Origin of the sequence: Streptomyces flavofungini, from assembly GCF_030388665.1 — a bacterium.
GTDB lineage: Bacteria > Actinomycetota > Actinomycetes > Streptomycetales > Streptomycetaceae > Streptomyces > Streptomyces flavofungini_A.
The window spans coordinates 2,109,938-2,123,290 of sequence record NZ_CP128846.1 but is presented as its reverse complement, the minus strand read 5'-3'; the positions used below and the strand labels follow the sequence as shown (position 1 = coordinate 2,123,290).

Below are 13,353 nucleotides of genomic sequence, written 5' to 3'. Positions count from 1 at the left end.
GTCGCCGGGACGGCCGGTGATCAGCCGTCGCCGGGACGGCCGGTCAGCCCCGCACGAGCCCCTTGGCGTCCCGCGCGAGCGCGGTCAGGCGCGAGATCGCCCGGAAGTACTTCTTCCGGTAGCCGCCGTTCAGCATCTCCTCGCTGAAGAGCCGGTCGAACGGGACGCCGGAGGCGAGCACCGGCACCTCCCGGTCGTAGAGGCGGTCGGCGAGGACGACCAGGCGCAGCGCCGTGGACTGGTCGGGCACCGGGGTGACGTCCGTGAGGCAGACGGCCGCGACGCCGTCGGTGAGGGCGCCGTACCGGCTCGGGTGGACGCGCGCGAGATGGCCGAGCAGGTGCGGGAAGTCGTCGAGGCTCGCGCCCCCGGTCGCGTACGCGGCCTTGGTGACCTGCTCGTCGGAGTACGGCGTCGGGGCCTCGGGCAGCCCCCGGTGGCGGTAGTCCTCGCCGTCGATGCGCAGCGCCTTGAAGTGGGCCGAGAGGCCCTGGATCTCGCGCAGGAAGTCGGCGGCGGCGAACCGGCCCTCGCCCAGCTTGCCGGGCAGCGTGTTGGAGGTCGCGGCGAGCGCCACGCCCTCCTCGACGAGCTTGCCGAGCAGCGACGACACCAGGACGGTGTCGCCCGGGTCGTCCAGCTCGAACTCGTCGATGCACAGCAGCCGGTGGCCGCTGAGCGTGCGCACCGTCTGCTGGAAGCCGAGCGCGCCGACGAGGTTGGTCAGCTCCACGAACGTGCCGAAGGCCTTCAGGGCGGGCTCCGCCGGAGTGGCGTGCCACAGGGAGGCGAGCAGGTGGGTCTTGCCGACGCCGTAGCCGCCGTCCAGGTAGACGCCACGGGGCCCGCCGGGAGCCGGCTGCTTGGCCCGGGAGAACCAGCGCCGCTTGCCCGATCCCGACGCGTGCGCCCCGCCGAGCCCGCCAGCGAAGGAGCGGAGGACCCGCACGGCCTCGCTCTGGCTGGGCTGCCCCGGGTCCGGGATGTACGTATCGAAGCGGACCGAGTCGAAGCGCGGCGGCGGCACCATCTCGGCGACGAGACGGTCCGCGGGCACCTGCGGCTCGCGGGCGCACAAGGACACGGGGCCCGCTTCGGCTATGGGGCTCTGCCCGGCGGCAGGGGAGGTTGCTGACACGATTCTCCACTGTAGAGCCGTCGCGGGCCCGTGTAAGACTGCGCGGCATGCGACGCCTGTTCCCTGTGACCGACCACACAGTCGAATCGACCCCGGACGGGAGCGCCCCGGCGGCCGCCCGGGACCGGGCCGCCGAGGACCGCGAGTGGTCCCTGGACGAGCTGGCCGACGCGTACGCCTACCCCGCCGGGACCGGCCCCTGGCTGCGCGCCAACATGGTCTCGACGCTGGACGGCGCCGCCCAGCACGAGGGCCGCTCCCAGCCCATCTCCAACGCCACCGACATGCGGATCTTCGGCACCCTGCGCGGGCTCGCCGACGTGGTCGTGGTGGGTGCGGAAACGGTACGCCAGGAGGGCTACCGGCCCGCCCGCGCCCGGGACGCCTTCGCGGCCCGCAGGCAGGCGGCCGGACAGGGCCCGGCCCCCGCGATCGCCGTCGTCACCGCGAGCCTCGACCTGGACTTCACGCTGCCCCTGTTCACCGCCCCGCTCACCCCCACCCTGCTGGTCACCGGCGCCGCCGCGGCCGCCGACCGGATGGCCGCGGCCCGGCAGGCGGGCGTGGACGTCGTGGTCGCGGGCGAGGGCACCGGGGCCGACCCCGCCCGGGTCGTGCGGGAGCTCGGCGAGCGGGGGCTCACCCGGCAGCTCACCGAGGGCGGACCGAGGCTGCTCGGCCAGTTCGTGGCGGCGGACGCGCTCGACGAGCTGTGCCTGACGGTGTCGCCGATGCTGACGTCGGGGGATGCCCAGCGCATCGCGGTGGGGCCCGGCCTCGCGGCGCCCGGGACATTCGCACTGGCGTCCGTTCTGGAGGAGTCCGGGTTCCTGTTCACCCGATACCGCCGGGGCTCCTGACAATCAGCGGAATATTCCGTTCCGTTTCGCTTTCGCGGGGCACACTAAATCTCGCAGCCCCCGCTCAGGCGGGGGCAGGATGGTTTCCGCAGGGGGCCGGAAGCCCGGCCCACGGAGGAGAAGGGCGCCTGCCGTGTTCACAAGCGTATTGATGATCGAGAAGGCCCTGACGTCCGCCGACGTGGAGTTCGTCACCACCTTGCACAGCGACGAGCCGGTCACCTTCCACGTACTGCTGCAGCCCCGTGGCGACCAGGCGGACCGCCTGCTGCGGGCCATCGACGACGTGGCGCTCGGCGAGCTCGACGAGGCCGTCCGCGAGGGCGAGGTGCCCGAGGGCGAGGACGCGGTGGCCCCGGCCGAGCGGGCGCTCAACGTGTCCCTCGCCGCGCTGCGGGCGGCGGGCAGCGAGGCCACCGGCCGCCTCGTCGAGGCCCACCCCCTGGACGTGCTCCAGGAGGTGGTCGACGACGAGGGCGCGGACGAGGTCATCGTCCTGACCGAGCCGCACCTGGTCGAGGAGTTCTTCCACCGCGACTGGGCCTCCCGGGCCCGCCACAAGGTGGGCGTACCGGTCCTGAAGCTGTTCTCCCACAGCACGTGACGCCGGCACGGGGCCGTGGCCCGGGGTGATCGCGCCGCGCGCTCGTCCTCAAGCGCCGCACGGGCTGGTTCCTGCCCGTCGTGGCGGCATCCCCGCTCGTTCAGGGCTTGAGGACGAGGCCGCGGGCCGATCAACCGGGGGCGGCGGAGCCCAGTAGGCTGGCCCCGCGCACGTGACCGTCCCACCCTTCGGAGAGAACTCGATGCCCACCGCCATGGACCGACCGCACTTCATCGGCATCGGCGGCGCCGGAATGTCGGGCATCGCGAAGATCCTCGCCCAGCGCGGCGCGAAGGTCGCGGGCAGCGACGCCAAGGACTCCGCCACCGCCGAGGCCCTGCGTGCCCTCGGCGTCCGGGTGCACATCGGCCACGCCGCCGACCACCTGGCCGACGACGCGACCTGCGTCGTCGTCTCCTCCGCGATCCGCGCCGACAACCCGGAGCTGGCCCGCGCCGCCGAGCGCGGCATCCCGGTGGTGCACCGCTCGGACGCGCTGGCCTCGCTCATGGACGGCCTGCGCCCGATCGCCGTCGCGGGCACCCACGGCAAGACCACCACCACGTCGATGCTCGCGGTCAGCCTCGCCGCGCTCGGCCTGCACCCCTCGTACGCGATCGGCGGCGACCTGGACGCGCCCGGCTCCAACGCCGACCACGGCAGCGGCGAGATCTTCGTGGCGGAGGCCGACGAGAGCGACCGCAGCTTCCACAAGTACGCGCCCGAGGTCGCCATCGTCCTCAACGTGGAGCTGGACCACCACGCCAACTACGCCTCGATGGACGAGATCTACGAGTCCTTCGAGACCTTCGCCGACCGGATCGTGCCCGGCGGGACGCTGGTGATCGCGGCGGACCACGAGGGCGCCAGGGAGCTGACCCGGCGCATCGTCAAGCGCAAGCCCGATCTGCGGGTCGTCACCTACGGCGAGTCCGCCGACGCCGACGTGCGGATCACCGGCGTGACACCGCAGGGCCTCAAGAGCGACGTGACCGCCGTCATCGACGGCGCCGAGCTGCGCTTCGCCGTCTCCGTGCCCGGCAGGCACTACGCGCACAACGCCGTCGCCGCCCTCGCCGCGGGCGTGGCCCTCGGCATTCCGGCCGCCGAGCTGGCCCCCGCCCTGGCCTCGTACACGGGCGTCAAGCGCCGCCTCCAGCTCAAGGGCGAGAGTGCCGGGGTGCAGGTCGTCGACTCCTACGCGCACCACCCGACGGAGATGACCGCCGACCTGGAGGCCATGCGCGGCGCCGCCGCCGAGGCCCGCCTCCTGGTGCTCTTCCAGCCGCACCTGTTCTCCCGCACCCAGGAGCTCGGCACCGAGATGGGCGCGGCCCTCGCGCTCGCCGACGCCTCCGTGGTCCTGGACATCTACCCCGCCCGCGAGGACCCGATCCCCGGCGTGACCAGCGGCCTCATCATCGACGCCGCGCGCGCGGCGGGCGCCGACGTGCGGGCCGTGGCCGACAAGGAAGCCGCACCCGCGGTGATCGCGGGAATGGCGCGGCCCGGCGATCTCGTTCTCACCATGGGAGCGGGCGACGTCACCGACCTCGGCCCGCTGATCCTGGCCGAGCTGTCGAAGTAGCCCGCCCCGGCGGGCCGGAATGTCCACGAAGGGGATGCGACCCATGTCGTACGACGTCGAGAAGTCCGACGAGCAGTGGCGCGCGGAGCTGACCCCCGCCGAGTACCAGGTCCTCCGGCAGGCCGGCACGGAGCCCGCGTTCCGCGGCGAGTACACCGACACCAAGACCAAGGGCGTCTACTCCTGCCGGGCCTGCGGCGCCGACCTCTTCACCTCGAACGAGAAGTTCGAGTCGCACTGCGGCTGGCCGAGCTTCTACGACCCGCGGGACTCCGAGGCCGTCGAGCTGGTCCAGGACACCTCGCACGGCATGGTCCGCACCGAGGTGCGCTGCGCCCGGTGCGGCTCGCACCTCGGGCACGTCTTCGAGGGCGAGGGTTATCCGACGCCGACGGACCAGCGGTACTGCATCAACTCCATCTCGCTGCGGCTGACCGCCGACGAGAGCTGACCTGATCCCGGCTCAGCGGCGGCGTGGTCCGCGACTAGCGTGAGGGCATGTCGACCACGGGTGCTCGCGGGCCGGTTGGAGTGCGGTGTCCCGGCTGCGGCGGCGCGGACGTCGCCCCGGTGCGGGAGGCCGTGGGCGGCGGGGGCGCCGCCCGCAAGGAGCTGGCGGCCCGGCTCGCCAAGGGGCCGGGCAAGTCCGGCGACGCACTGCGGCACTTCGTCGAGGGCATGGTGCTCGTCGCCCTCTCCCTCGCCTGGGCGTGGATGGGGACGGACCCCGAGAAGCCGCTGTACGTCTGGGGCGGGATCGTCCTCGCCGTCCTCCTGTTCATCGCCACGATCGTCGTGGTGCGCGGCGACGGCCGTGAGAAGGCCGCGGAGCGGGCCGGTGCGGAGCGCGCCGCCGCGTTCTGGGACCCCGCGCACTACTGCCGAGGGTGCGAGTGCGTGTTCTGCCCCCGAGGGGAGCCGTGGCAGGGCCTTCTGACGCCGGAGCAGTTCAAGCGCCTCGTGTGGGACGAGGCGGGGTACGCCGACCAACTGCCGCCGGGGGAGCGGGGGAACGGGGCGAGTTGAGGGGACTGCTGGGGCTGCTGAGGGGCGTGTGACGGGATTTTGGTCGTGCGCCGACAGTGCGCTCCCGTGCGCCGTGAGATTTCCCCGAACAATGCGTTCCGGATCTTTGTTTACTTGGCTACGGTATCCGTCAACTCGGGGGCGCCGTTCACTCAGGAACAAGGAACACGGAGTCGCACGTGATTGCTGCACGACGCTGGAACTCGCACGACCTCTCCGCCCCGCTGCCGGGCGAGGAGAGCATCTTCATGTGGATCTGGCGGGGCTAGTCGCCCCGGGCTCCGTGAGGGCGAGGCGGAGATCCCGCGCCCGCCCGGCACAGCCGATCTGTTCGTACAAGTCCAGCGCGTCCTCCGCGAAACCCCGTGCGGAGGGCGCGTCCTGCGTGTGCGGGGCCGTGCGGGCGAGGCCGTCGAGGGACCGGGCCGCCGCCAGCGGACTGCCGACCTCACGGGCCAGGCGCAGCGCCTCCCGGAGCGCGTCGAGTGCCGCCTCGTACCGGCCGAGCAGCCGCAGCGCCGTGCCGGTGCCGAGGAGCGCGGCCTGCAGGTCGAAGGGGCTGCCGATGCTGCGGGCGATGCGCTCCGCCTCCGCGAAGTGCCACAGGGCCTCGCCGGGCCGCCGGTCGCCGGTGTACGCCGAGCCCAGGCTGATCAGGGTGTCCGACTCGCCCCGGGCGTCGCCCGCCGCGCGGTAACTGGTCAGGGCCCGGCGGAAGTACGTGAGGGCCTGCTCCACCTGGCCGGTGGCCTCGCAGACGCTGCCCAGGTTCGAGAGGAGGTTCGCGCGCTCCTGCCTGCCCCCGACGCGGTGGGCCAGGCGCAGGGAGCGCTCGAAGTGGGCGCGGGCCTCGTCGAGGCGGCCGTCGAGCCGGTACACCTCGCCCACGTTGTTCAACGCCCTCAACTGGCCGTACAGGGAGCCGGTGTCCTCGTGGATGCGCAGCACCGTGCGGAACTGCTCCAGGGCCTCCCGGTGACGGCCCGCCGCGTGCAGGGCCACCCCCATCATGTTGACGACGTCCGCCCGGCCGCACGGGTCGTCGACGCGCTCGTACAGGGTGTGCGCCGCCCGCAGCACCCGCAGGCACAGGGCGCCGCGGCCCGCGGCGAAGTGGGCCCGGCCGGACTGGAGGAGGGCGTCCGCGCGGCCGCGCACGTCGTTCAAGTCCTGAAAGAGCAACAGCGCCTCGGTCGCCCGGTGCAGGGCCTTGGCGTGGTCCTTCTGCGTCAGTACGTCGGCGTGCTCGACCAGGGTGCGGGCCAGCGCCCCCCGGTCCTCGCGCAGCCGGGCCGAGGCCACCGCCGCCTCGAACAGCTCCGCCGCCAGGTCCCATGTACCCCACAGCCGCAGCGACGTGGCCAGGACGTGCGGGAACAGGACCGCGTGCTCCGGCGACTGGGCGGCCGCGGCGCGGGCCACGGCGATGAGGTTGCCGCGCTCCACGCTCAGCCAGGCCGCGGCCTCGTCCGCGCCGTCGTCGCCCGCGTCCGCCCCGCCGAAGTCCGGTGCGTACGGGCAGGTCAGGTGTGGACCCGGTGGCAGGACGCGGCGGTGCGGGTCGACGCGGACGGCCGCGCGGTACGCCCCCGTCAGATAGCAGTTGAGCAGCCGCGCGAGCGCCGCGCGGCGGGCGGAGTGCGGCTCGTCGCGGGTGCACATCCGCAGGCCGAACGCGCGGGTGAGGTCGTGCAGGCGGTAGCGGTCGGCCACCGGCTCCTCGACGAGGTTGCGGTCGAGGAGCTGATCGAGGACCTTGCGGGTGCGGGCGGTCTCCAGGGGCGGGTCGGGAACGGCCTCGTCGGCCCCGCGCGCCGGAGCCTGGTGCGCCGCGGCGAGCGCCGTCGCCGCGCGCAGGGTGATGTCGGGGCCCGGGTGCAGCGCCAGGCGCCGCAGCAACCTGGCCTCCTGCGGGGGCAGTTCGGTGTACGAGAGGGAGAAGGCCGACGCCACCGCGTCGCTGTCGAACTCCTCCAGCGGATCGGCCGCCTGGACGAGCCGGTCCGTGAGGTGGTCCAGACTCCAGGAGTCCCGGTGCCGGAACTGGCTCGCGAGGAGCTGGAGCGCGAGCGGGTGGCGGCCGCACGCGGCCACGGTCCGCGTCAGCGCCGAGGCGTCGGCGGGCAGCCGGCCCGCTCCGGCGACGCGCGTGAACAGCGTCGCGGCCTCCGCCGTGGACAGCACCTCCAAGTACAGCGGCGTCGCACCGGCCAGGCCCGTCAGCCGGTTCCTGCTGGTCACGAGGACACGGCAGGACGCGGCCCCGGGCAGCAGCGGGCGCACCTGCTCGGCGTCGCGGGCGTTGTCGAGGACGATGAGGACGCGCCGCCGCGCCGTCCACTCCCGCCACCGCGTCACGCGCGCGTCGAGCGAGCCGGGCAGCTCGCCGGTGAACCCCGCCGCGTGCAGCAGGACGGCCAAGGCCTCGGCCGGGTCGTACGGGGGCAGCGCGCCGTATCCGCGCAGGTCCACATAGAACTGGCCGTCCGGGCATGCGGTGTGCAGGCGGTGCGCGGCGTGCAGCGCCAACGCGGTCTTGCCGACGCCGGGCATGCCGTGGATGACGGTGAGGGGGAGGGAGGTGCGGGGGGAGGGGACGGCGTCGGCGGGATCGGCGGGATCGGCGGGGTCCGTGGCGGCTGCGGCATCCGTGGGTCCGGCCGCCGTGAACTGGTCCAGCAGGACGCGTAGTTCACTGGTGCGCCCGGTGAAGTCCCGGATGTCGCGCGGCAGGTTGGAGCGGGGGCCCTCGCCGCGGCCCTGGCCGTCCTTGCCGGGGTTGTCCTTCCCGTGGCCGTCCTCCCCGGGGGCGCCGCTCTCCCGGCCGCCCTCCTCCGGGGCGTCGGCGGGCGAGGCCACCCCGTGAGGACCAGTGGCCCGCGCGGGCTCCGCGGCCGGGGCGGACACGGCGGACGGTGACGGCCCCCGGGGGTCCGGCGTGGTCGTCATAAGGACGCGGTCCTGTTCCAGGATGCGCAGGTGCAGCTCCTGGAGTTCGGCGCAGGGCTCGATGCCCTGGCCGCTCCGCAGCCGGGCCCGGGTCGCGCGGTACAGGCCGAGGGCCTCGTCGTCGCGGCCCGAGCGGTACAGGGCCAGCATCAGGGCGGCGATCACCCGCTGGGCCAGGGGGTTCTGCGCGGCCAGCTCACGCAGTTCGCCGATGAGGTCGGCGTGCCGGCCGAGGTCGAGTTCGAGACGGATGCGTTCCTCGCGCACCCGCCGGTGGTCCTCCAGGAGGCGGGCCCGCGCCGACCGCGCCCAGGCGCCCGTGAACTCCGTCAACGGCTCGCCGCGCCACAGCGATTCGGCGGCGCGGAGCAGGTCGACGGCGCGCCCCCGCTCGCCCTGCCGGGCGGCCACCGCGGCCTCGGTGCGCAGCCGTCGGTAGCGCAGCAGGTCGAGGGTGTCCGGCGCGACCCGTAATCGGTACAGGCGGGGCGCGTACCGCTCCAGGCGGGCCTGTTCGCCCGCCGCCCGGGTCAGCCGCGAGCGCAGGCGCGACAGATAGCTCTGCAAGGTGTCCTGGGCGGTGCGGGGCGGATCGTCGTCCCACACGCGGTCCATCAGGGTGTCGAGGGAGACCGGTTCGCCGCGGGCGTGCACCAGGACCGCGAGCACGCAGAGTTCCTTCGGCGACCCCAGCTCGCAGCGTCGGCCGTCCTGCCAGAGTTCGAGCGGCCCGAGGGCCCGTAAGTCCACCGTCACCCCCGATGGGTGCACGCCCGGCGGGCACATCGCGCCGCCGCTGTCGGCCTTCCCGCACGTGTGTCCATGGGCGGAACATTCCCACGACCGGCCAGGTGAACCTCAACAGGCGTTGCGAACAAGGGAGTTGGGGTGAGGGTGGTGTGCGCCGGTGCGAGCCGGAGTGCTGGCCTGTGCCCTCGGCGAGCGGCACTCGGACTGCAGGATTCCTGCAAGTCGGCCATCCAGTCCCACCCTGCACGCTGGGCGCGTCCGAGCGACACCGCCGGCCGGACGGCGGAGAGACGGGGGACACGACATGAGTGTGACGATGCTGGAAGCGTACGGGCAGCCCGTGCCCGTACGCCCGGACGTGGAGCGCTGGGCCACCCGCCCCGTGCGGCGGCGTGTGCTCGCCGTGGTGCACACGGTGACGTCGGGGCGGCGGCTCCTCGACGCCGTGCGGCTCCTCGAAGGCGACTGGCGGGTGCAGGTGTTCTTCACCGCGGCCCCCGACGTGTTCAGCGGCGGGGTCGCCGACTTCCTCGACGAGCTGCGGGCCCTGGTGCTGCCCTGGAGCCAGGCCGTGCAGACGGTCTTCGACCTCGCGCTCGCGGCCGGCCACGGCGGCCTGCACGAACTGCACGCGCCGGTGGTCGTGCTGCCGCACGGCGCCGGACACAACAAGATCGTGCGGGCCCGGCGGGGCGGGGCCGCCGCCGCGCGGGGCGTGTACGGGCTGAGCAGGCAGCGGCTCGTACGCGACGGGTCGGTGGTCCCCGAGGCGATCGTCCTCGCCCACCGCGAGGAGCTGGCGCGGCTCGGCCGCGAGTGCCCGGAGGCGGTGCCGGTCGCCGAGGTCGTCGGCGACCCCTGCTACGACCGCGTCACCGCGAGCAGGCCCGCGCGGGCGCTGTACCGGCAGGCCCTGCGGACCGGCGCCGGGCAGCGGCTCGTCCTCGTCTGCTCCACCTGGGGCCCGGGGTCGCTCCTCGGCTCCTGCGGCCGGGAGCCGATCGAGCGGCTGCTGGCCGAACTGCCGTCCGCGGACTACCGGGTGGCCGTGCTGCTGCACCCGCACGTGTGGTACTCCCACAGCGAATGGCAGGTCCGCAGCTGGTTCGCGGGGCTCGGCCGGGACGGGCTCGGCGTCGTCAGCCCCCGCGCCGACTGGGTCGGCGCGCTCGTCGCCGCCGACTTCGTCGTGGGCGACCACGGCTCCGTGACGCTGTACGGCGCCATGACCGGGCGGCCGGTGCTGCTCGCCTGTCTGCCGGACGCCGATGTCGACCCCGGGTCGCCGATGGCCGAACTCGGCTCGTTCGCGCCGCGGCTGCGCGACGACAAGCCGGTACGCCGACAGCTCGCGCGCGCCGTCGCGACGTACCGCGCGGATCTGCACGCGCGGGTCGCCGCGCGCATCAGCTCCGAGCCCGGGCGGTTCGCGCGCAGGATGCGCGCGCTGCTCTACCGCAAGCTGCGGCTGCGTCCGCCCGGCGGCCTCCCCGCCACGGAGCCCGCCCGGCTGCCTCGTGTCCTGTCGTACGACGAGCCGGGGAGCGTCGCGTCATGGCGCTGACGGTCCACGTGGCCCCCGCGGCCGTGGTGCCGCGCGTCGAGCGTGTCCGGGTGACGCTGCGGTGCCCCGGACGCGGCGCGGGCTTCGTGGACGAGCACGTCCGGGTGGCGCTGCCCGCGCCGGAGGGTTGGGCGCGGCTCGGTGACGTGCTCCACGAGGAGTCGGCTGCGCCGGGGCGGGCGGAGTGGCTCGCTTCGCGGTACCCGGGTGCGTTGGTCGTGGCCGTGTCTGACGGTGAGGCGTGCCGCCTTCGGGTCGGGGCGTGCGGGCGCGAGGTGCTGCTGCGCGCGGGGCCGTGCGGGGTGCCGCCCTGGCCGGTGATCGCTTCGCTGGCGCATGCCTTCGCCGGTGCGGGTGGTGGGTGGTTCTCCGCCACTGCCGCGGCGGATGTCTCCCACCCGCCCACGCGTTCCCAGCCGACCGGATGGTGACCGTGTCCCCTGGGGGGTGATCACCGTCGACGGTTGCGCTGCGGTGGGCACAGGTCACGGCGACAGGGACGACGGTGTGGGCCTGCGGCATGGACCCGGCCGGGGGCGGTCACTGGTCCGGCAGGGACTCCAGGCGGGACCTGGCCGTTCTTGCGTCCGGGGACGTGGCGCGGCCCGCCGTGCCGTAGAGGGTGAGGGCCTCGGTGTAGTGGGCGCGGGCCGTGGTCGGATCGGCGCGGTGTTCGGCCAGTTCCGCCAGGGCGTGCAGGGTGCGGGCCGTCTCGTAGGCGGCCGACATGGCGCGCAGGGCGGTGAGGGCGGGGGACAGGTGGGACTCGGCCAGGTCGGGTTCGTCGCGGGCCAGGTGGGCGCGCCCGAGGAGGACGGAGGCGCGGGCCGCGTTGTACGTGTCGCCCGCCTCCCGCAGCGTCGCCTGGGCGACGGCCGCGTGCCGCGCCGCCTCGGTGGGGCGGCGCCGGGCGAGGGCCACGTCGGCGAGGTTGAGGCGGGCGAGCCCGCCCGCGCGGACGTCGCCGACGCCCGGCAGGGTCTCCGCGGCCCGCGTGAAGTACCGGGCCGCCTCGTCGAGCCGCCCGAGGCGCTGATGGGCCAGGCCCCGGTAGTTGAGCGTCCGGGCGTGCCCGAGGGCGTTGCCGTCGGCCCGGAACTGACGGGCCGCGCGCTCGAACATGGCGAGGGCCCGCTCGTGGCAGCCCATGCCCAGCTCGCCCACGCCACCGGAGGTCAGCATCCGGCACTGCGCCGCCGTGTCGCCGAGGCCCTCGGCCGCGGCGAGACCCTCGTCGTGGGCGGCCCGCCACTCGGCGTAGAACTTGCGGCGCAGGAAGAGGGGCCACAGGGCGTCGGCGAGCTGCCAGGTGACCGTGGGGAAGACGGTGCGGGCGAGGCGCAACACCGCCATCAGGTTGGGCAGTTCGCGTTCCTGCCAGTCGAGGGCGGCCTCCGGGCCCGCGCCGAACTCCTCCGTGAGGACGGGTCCGGGGCCGTGGTCGCGGGGCAGCGTGCGGTGCTGCGGGTCGACGGCCCACTCCGCCGCGGTCGCCGTGGCGAGGTAGTGGTCGGCGATCCGGCGCAGCGCGGCCGCGCGCTCCCACGGCGGCTCGTCCTGCACGGCCTTCGCGGCCGCGTGCAGCCGGACCAGGTCGTGGAAGCGGTGGCGGTCCTCCTCGGCGTCGGTGAGCAGGTTCGCCTCGTGCAGCAGGTCGAGCAGTGCGCGGGTCCGGGCGGCGCCGGGGGAGGTGGCCGCCGGTGCGGACCGCGCGGGCGCGGGAGGCGCCCCCGCGCCGGTGGGCGCCGGGTCGGTAGGCGCCGGGTCGGGCCGGGCCAGCGCGGCGATGGCCACGGCGTCGCCGAACTCCGTGCCCGGGTGCAGGCCGAGGAGCCGGTAGAGGCGGGCGGCCTCCGGCGGCAGTTCCTGGTACGTGAGGTCGAGGGCCGCCCGCACGTTGTGGTCGCCGTCGATCGCCAACCCCTCCAGCCGGTCGTGCTCCTCGGTGAGCGCCCGCACCATCGTGGTGATCCCGCGCCGGGGCCGGGCCGCGAGCCGCGCCCCCGCGACGCGCACCGCGAGCGGCAGCCCCGCGCACAACTCGACCAGGGCACGGGCCTGTTCGGGCTGGGCGTCCACCCGGCCGTCGGCGAGGGTGGCGGCGAGCAGTTCCACGGCCTCCTCCACGCCCAGCGGTTCCAGCTGTACGGAGTGACAGCCGTCGACGGTCAGGCCGGGCATCCGCCACCGGCTGGTCACGGCGGTCACGCCGGTGCCGCCGGGGAGGAGCGGGCGGACCTGCGCGGCGGACGCGGCGTCGTCCAGGAGCACCACGAGCCTCTGCTGCGACGTCAACGAGCGGTACAGCGCGGCTCGTTCGGCGAGCCCGGCCGGGACCTGTGCGGCCGGTACGCCGAGGGCGCGCAGGAAACGGCCGATGACCTCGCCCGGGTCGGTGGGGCCGCCGGGCGACTGGGCGCCGAGGTCGGCGTACAGCTGGCCGTCGGGAAAGTCCGCTCGCAGGGCGTGCAGCCAGGCGAGGGCCAGTGCGGTCTTGCCGACGCCGCCGAGGCCGCTGACCGCCACCAGCGTGTGGTGGCCCGCGCCGCCGGAGCGGCGGCGCTGGCGTTCGAGGAGGCGCAGCTCGGTGGTGCGGTCGGTGATGCGGGTGGGGGGCGGGAGCTGCCAGGGCGGGCGGGGGCGTGGCGCCTCCTTGGGCGCGGGCGGCTGGATGTGGATGCCGCCGTACACGGCCTGCGCCTGTACGGCCGGGCCGTGCACCGTCCCGCTCAACTCGTTCTGGCCGCCCTGCTCCTGCCCCCGCACCGAGCACCCCCTCCACTCGCGTACCGGCTCCCTTTGCTGTTCTGAGGGCATCCTTTCCGTACGCGCGAGCGATATCCGCGGGGCGGCCCTCGGGGCCCTGAGGCGGCC

10 protein-coding genes are annotated in these 13,353 nt (G+C 74.8%); 7 read left to right on the top strand and 3 right to left on the bottom strand.

Going from position 1 to position 13,353, the window contains the following annotated elements; translation table 11 throughout:
• Positions 1-43: 43 nt before the first annotated feature.
• Complete coding sequence (gene zapE / locus QUY26_RS08300) at positions 44-1,138, bottom strand: cell division protein ZapE (RefSeq protein WP_289944622.1); 1,095 nt, start codon at positions 1,136-1,138, stop codon at positions 44-46.
• Positions 1,139-1,185: 47 nt separating this feature from the next.
• Here zapE and QUY26_RS08295 point away from each other — a divergent pair, with 47 nt between their 5' ends.
• The 5 genes from QUY26_RS08295 to QUY26_RS08275 all read left to right on the top strand — a co-directional run bounded on the left by QUY26_RS08295 (position 1,186) and on the right by QUY26_RS08275 (position 5,216).
• The gene (locus QUY26_RS08295; protein ID WP_289944621.1) at positions 1,186-1,998 is read left to right on the top strand and encodes a pyrimidine reductase family protein; all 813 of its coding nucleotides are present in this window, start codon (positions 1,186-1,188) and stop codon (positions 1,996-1,998) included.
• 133 nt (positions 1,999-2,131) lie between these two features.
• Complete coding sequence (locus QUY26_RS08290) at positions 2,132-2,602, top strand: indole-3-glycerol phosphate synthase (RefSeq protein ID WP_289944620.1); 471 nt, start codon at positions 2,132-2,134, stop codon at positions 2,600-2,602.
• 214 nt (positions 2,603-2,816) lie between these two features.
• A complete protein-coding gene (gene murC, locus QUY26_RS08285; protein ID WP_289955591.1) occupies positions 2,817-4,190 on the top strand; it encodes a UDP-N-acetylmuramate--L-alanine ligase in 1,374 nt (457 codons plus the stop codon).
• Between the two features lie 43 nt (positions 4,191-4,233).
• Entirely contained in the window at positions 4,234-4,641 is a 408-nt protein-coding gene (msrB, locus tag QUY26_RS08280; RefSeq protein WP_289944619.1) for a peptide-methionine (R)-S-oxide reductase MsrB, read from the top strand.
• Positions 4,642-4,688: 47 nt separating this feature from the next.
• On the top strand, positions 4,689-5,216 hold the full coding sequence (locus QUY26_RS08275; protein WP_289944618.1) for a hypothetical protein: 528 nt from the start codon (positions 4,689-4,691) through the stop codon (positions 5,214-5,216).
• 246 nt (positions 5,217-5,462) lie between these two features.
• Here the strand turns inward: QUY26_RS08275 and QUY26_RS08270 are convergent, their stop codons facing one another.
• Positions 5,463-8,921 (bottom strand): AfsR/SARP family transcriptional regulator, encoded by a 3,459-nt coding sequence (locus QUY26_RS08270; RefSeq protein ID WP_289944617.1) that lies wholly within the window; start codon positions 8,919-8,921, stop codon positions 5,463-5,465.
• A 298-nt stretch (positions 8,922-9,219) separates the two neighbouring features.
• On the opposite strand from QUY26_RS08270, the gene QUY26_RS08265 reads away from it, so the two are divergent.
• Positions 9,220-10,479, top strand: coding sequence for a hypothetical protein (locus QUY26_RS08265; RefSeq protein ID WP_289944615.1), 1,260 nt, complete (start codon positions 9,220-9,222; stop codon positions 10,477-10,479).
• Positions 10,470-10,910 (top strand): hypothetical protein, encoded by a 441-nt coding sequence (locus QUY26_RS08260; protein WP_289944614.1) that lies wholly within the window; start codon positions 10,470-10,472, stop codon positions 10,908-10,910. The genes QUY26_RS08265 and QUY26_RS08260 overlap by 10 nt, the downstream gene beginning before the upstream one ends.
• A gap of 109 nt (positions 10,911-11,019) precedes the next feature.
• On the opposite strand, the gene QUY26_RS08255 is transcribed toward QUY26_RS08260, so the two are convergent.
• Positions 11,020-13,245 (bottom strand): tetratricopeptide repeat protein, encoded by a 2,226-nt coding sequence (locus tag QUY26_RS08255; protein ID WP_289944612.1) that lies wholly within the window; start codon positions 13,243-13,245, stop codon positions 11,020-11,022.
• Between the last annotated feature and the right edge of the window lie 108 nt (positions 13,246-13,353).

Bases quoted from the DNA above. Each gene is read 5' to 3' on its own strand.
- QUY26_RS08295 (WP_289944621.1), top strand. From the start codon at position 1,186: ATGCGACGCCTGTTCCCTGTGACCGACCACACAGTCGAATCGACCCCG.
- murC (WP_289955591.1), top strand. From the start codon at position 2,817: ATGGACCGACCGCACTTCATCGGCATCGGCGGCGCCGGAATGTCGGGC.
- msrB (WP_289944619.1), top strand. From the start codon at position 4,234: ATGTCGTACGACGTCGAGAAGTCCGACGAGCAGTGGCGCGCGGAGCTG.
- QUY26_RS08275 (WP_289944618.1), top strand. From the start codon at position 4,689: ATGTCGACCACGGGTGCTCGCGGGCCGGTTGGAGTGCGGTGTCCCGGC.
- QUY26_RS08265 (WP_289944615.1), top strand. From the start codon at position 9,220: ATGAGTGTGACGATGCTGGAAGCGTACGGGCAGCCCGTGCCCGTACGC.
- QUY26_RS08260 (WP_289944614.1), top strand. From the start codon at position 10,470: ATGGCGCTGACGGTCCACGTGGCCCCCGCGGCCGTGGTGCCGCGCGTC.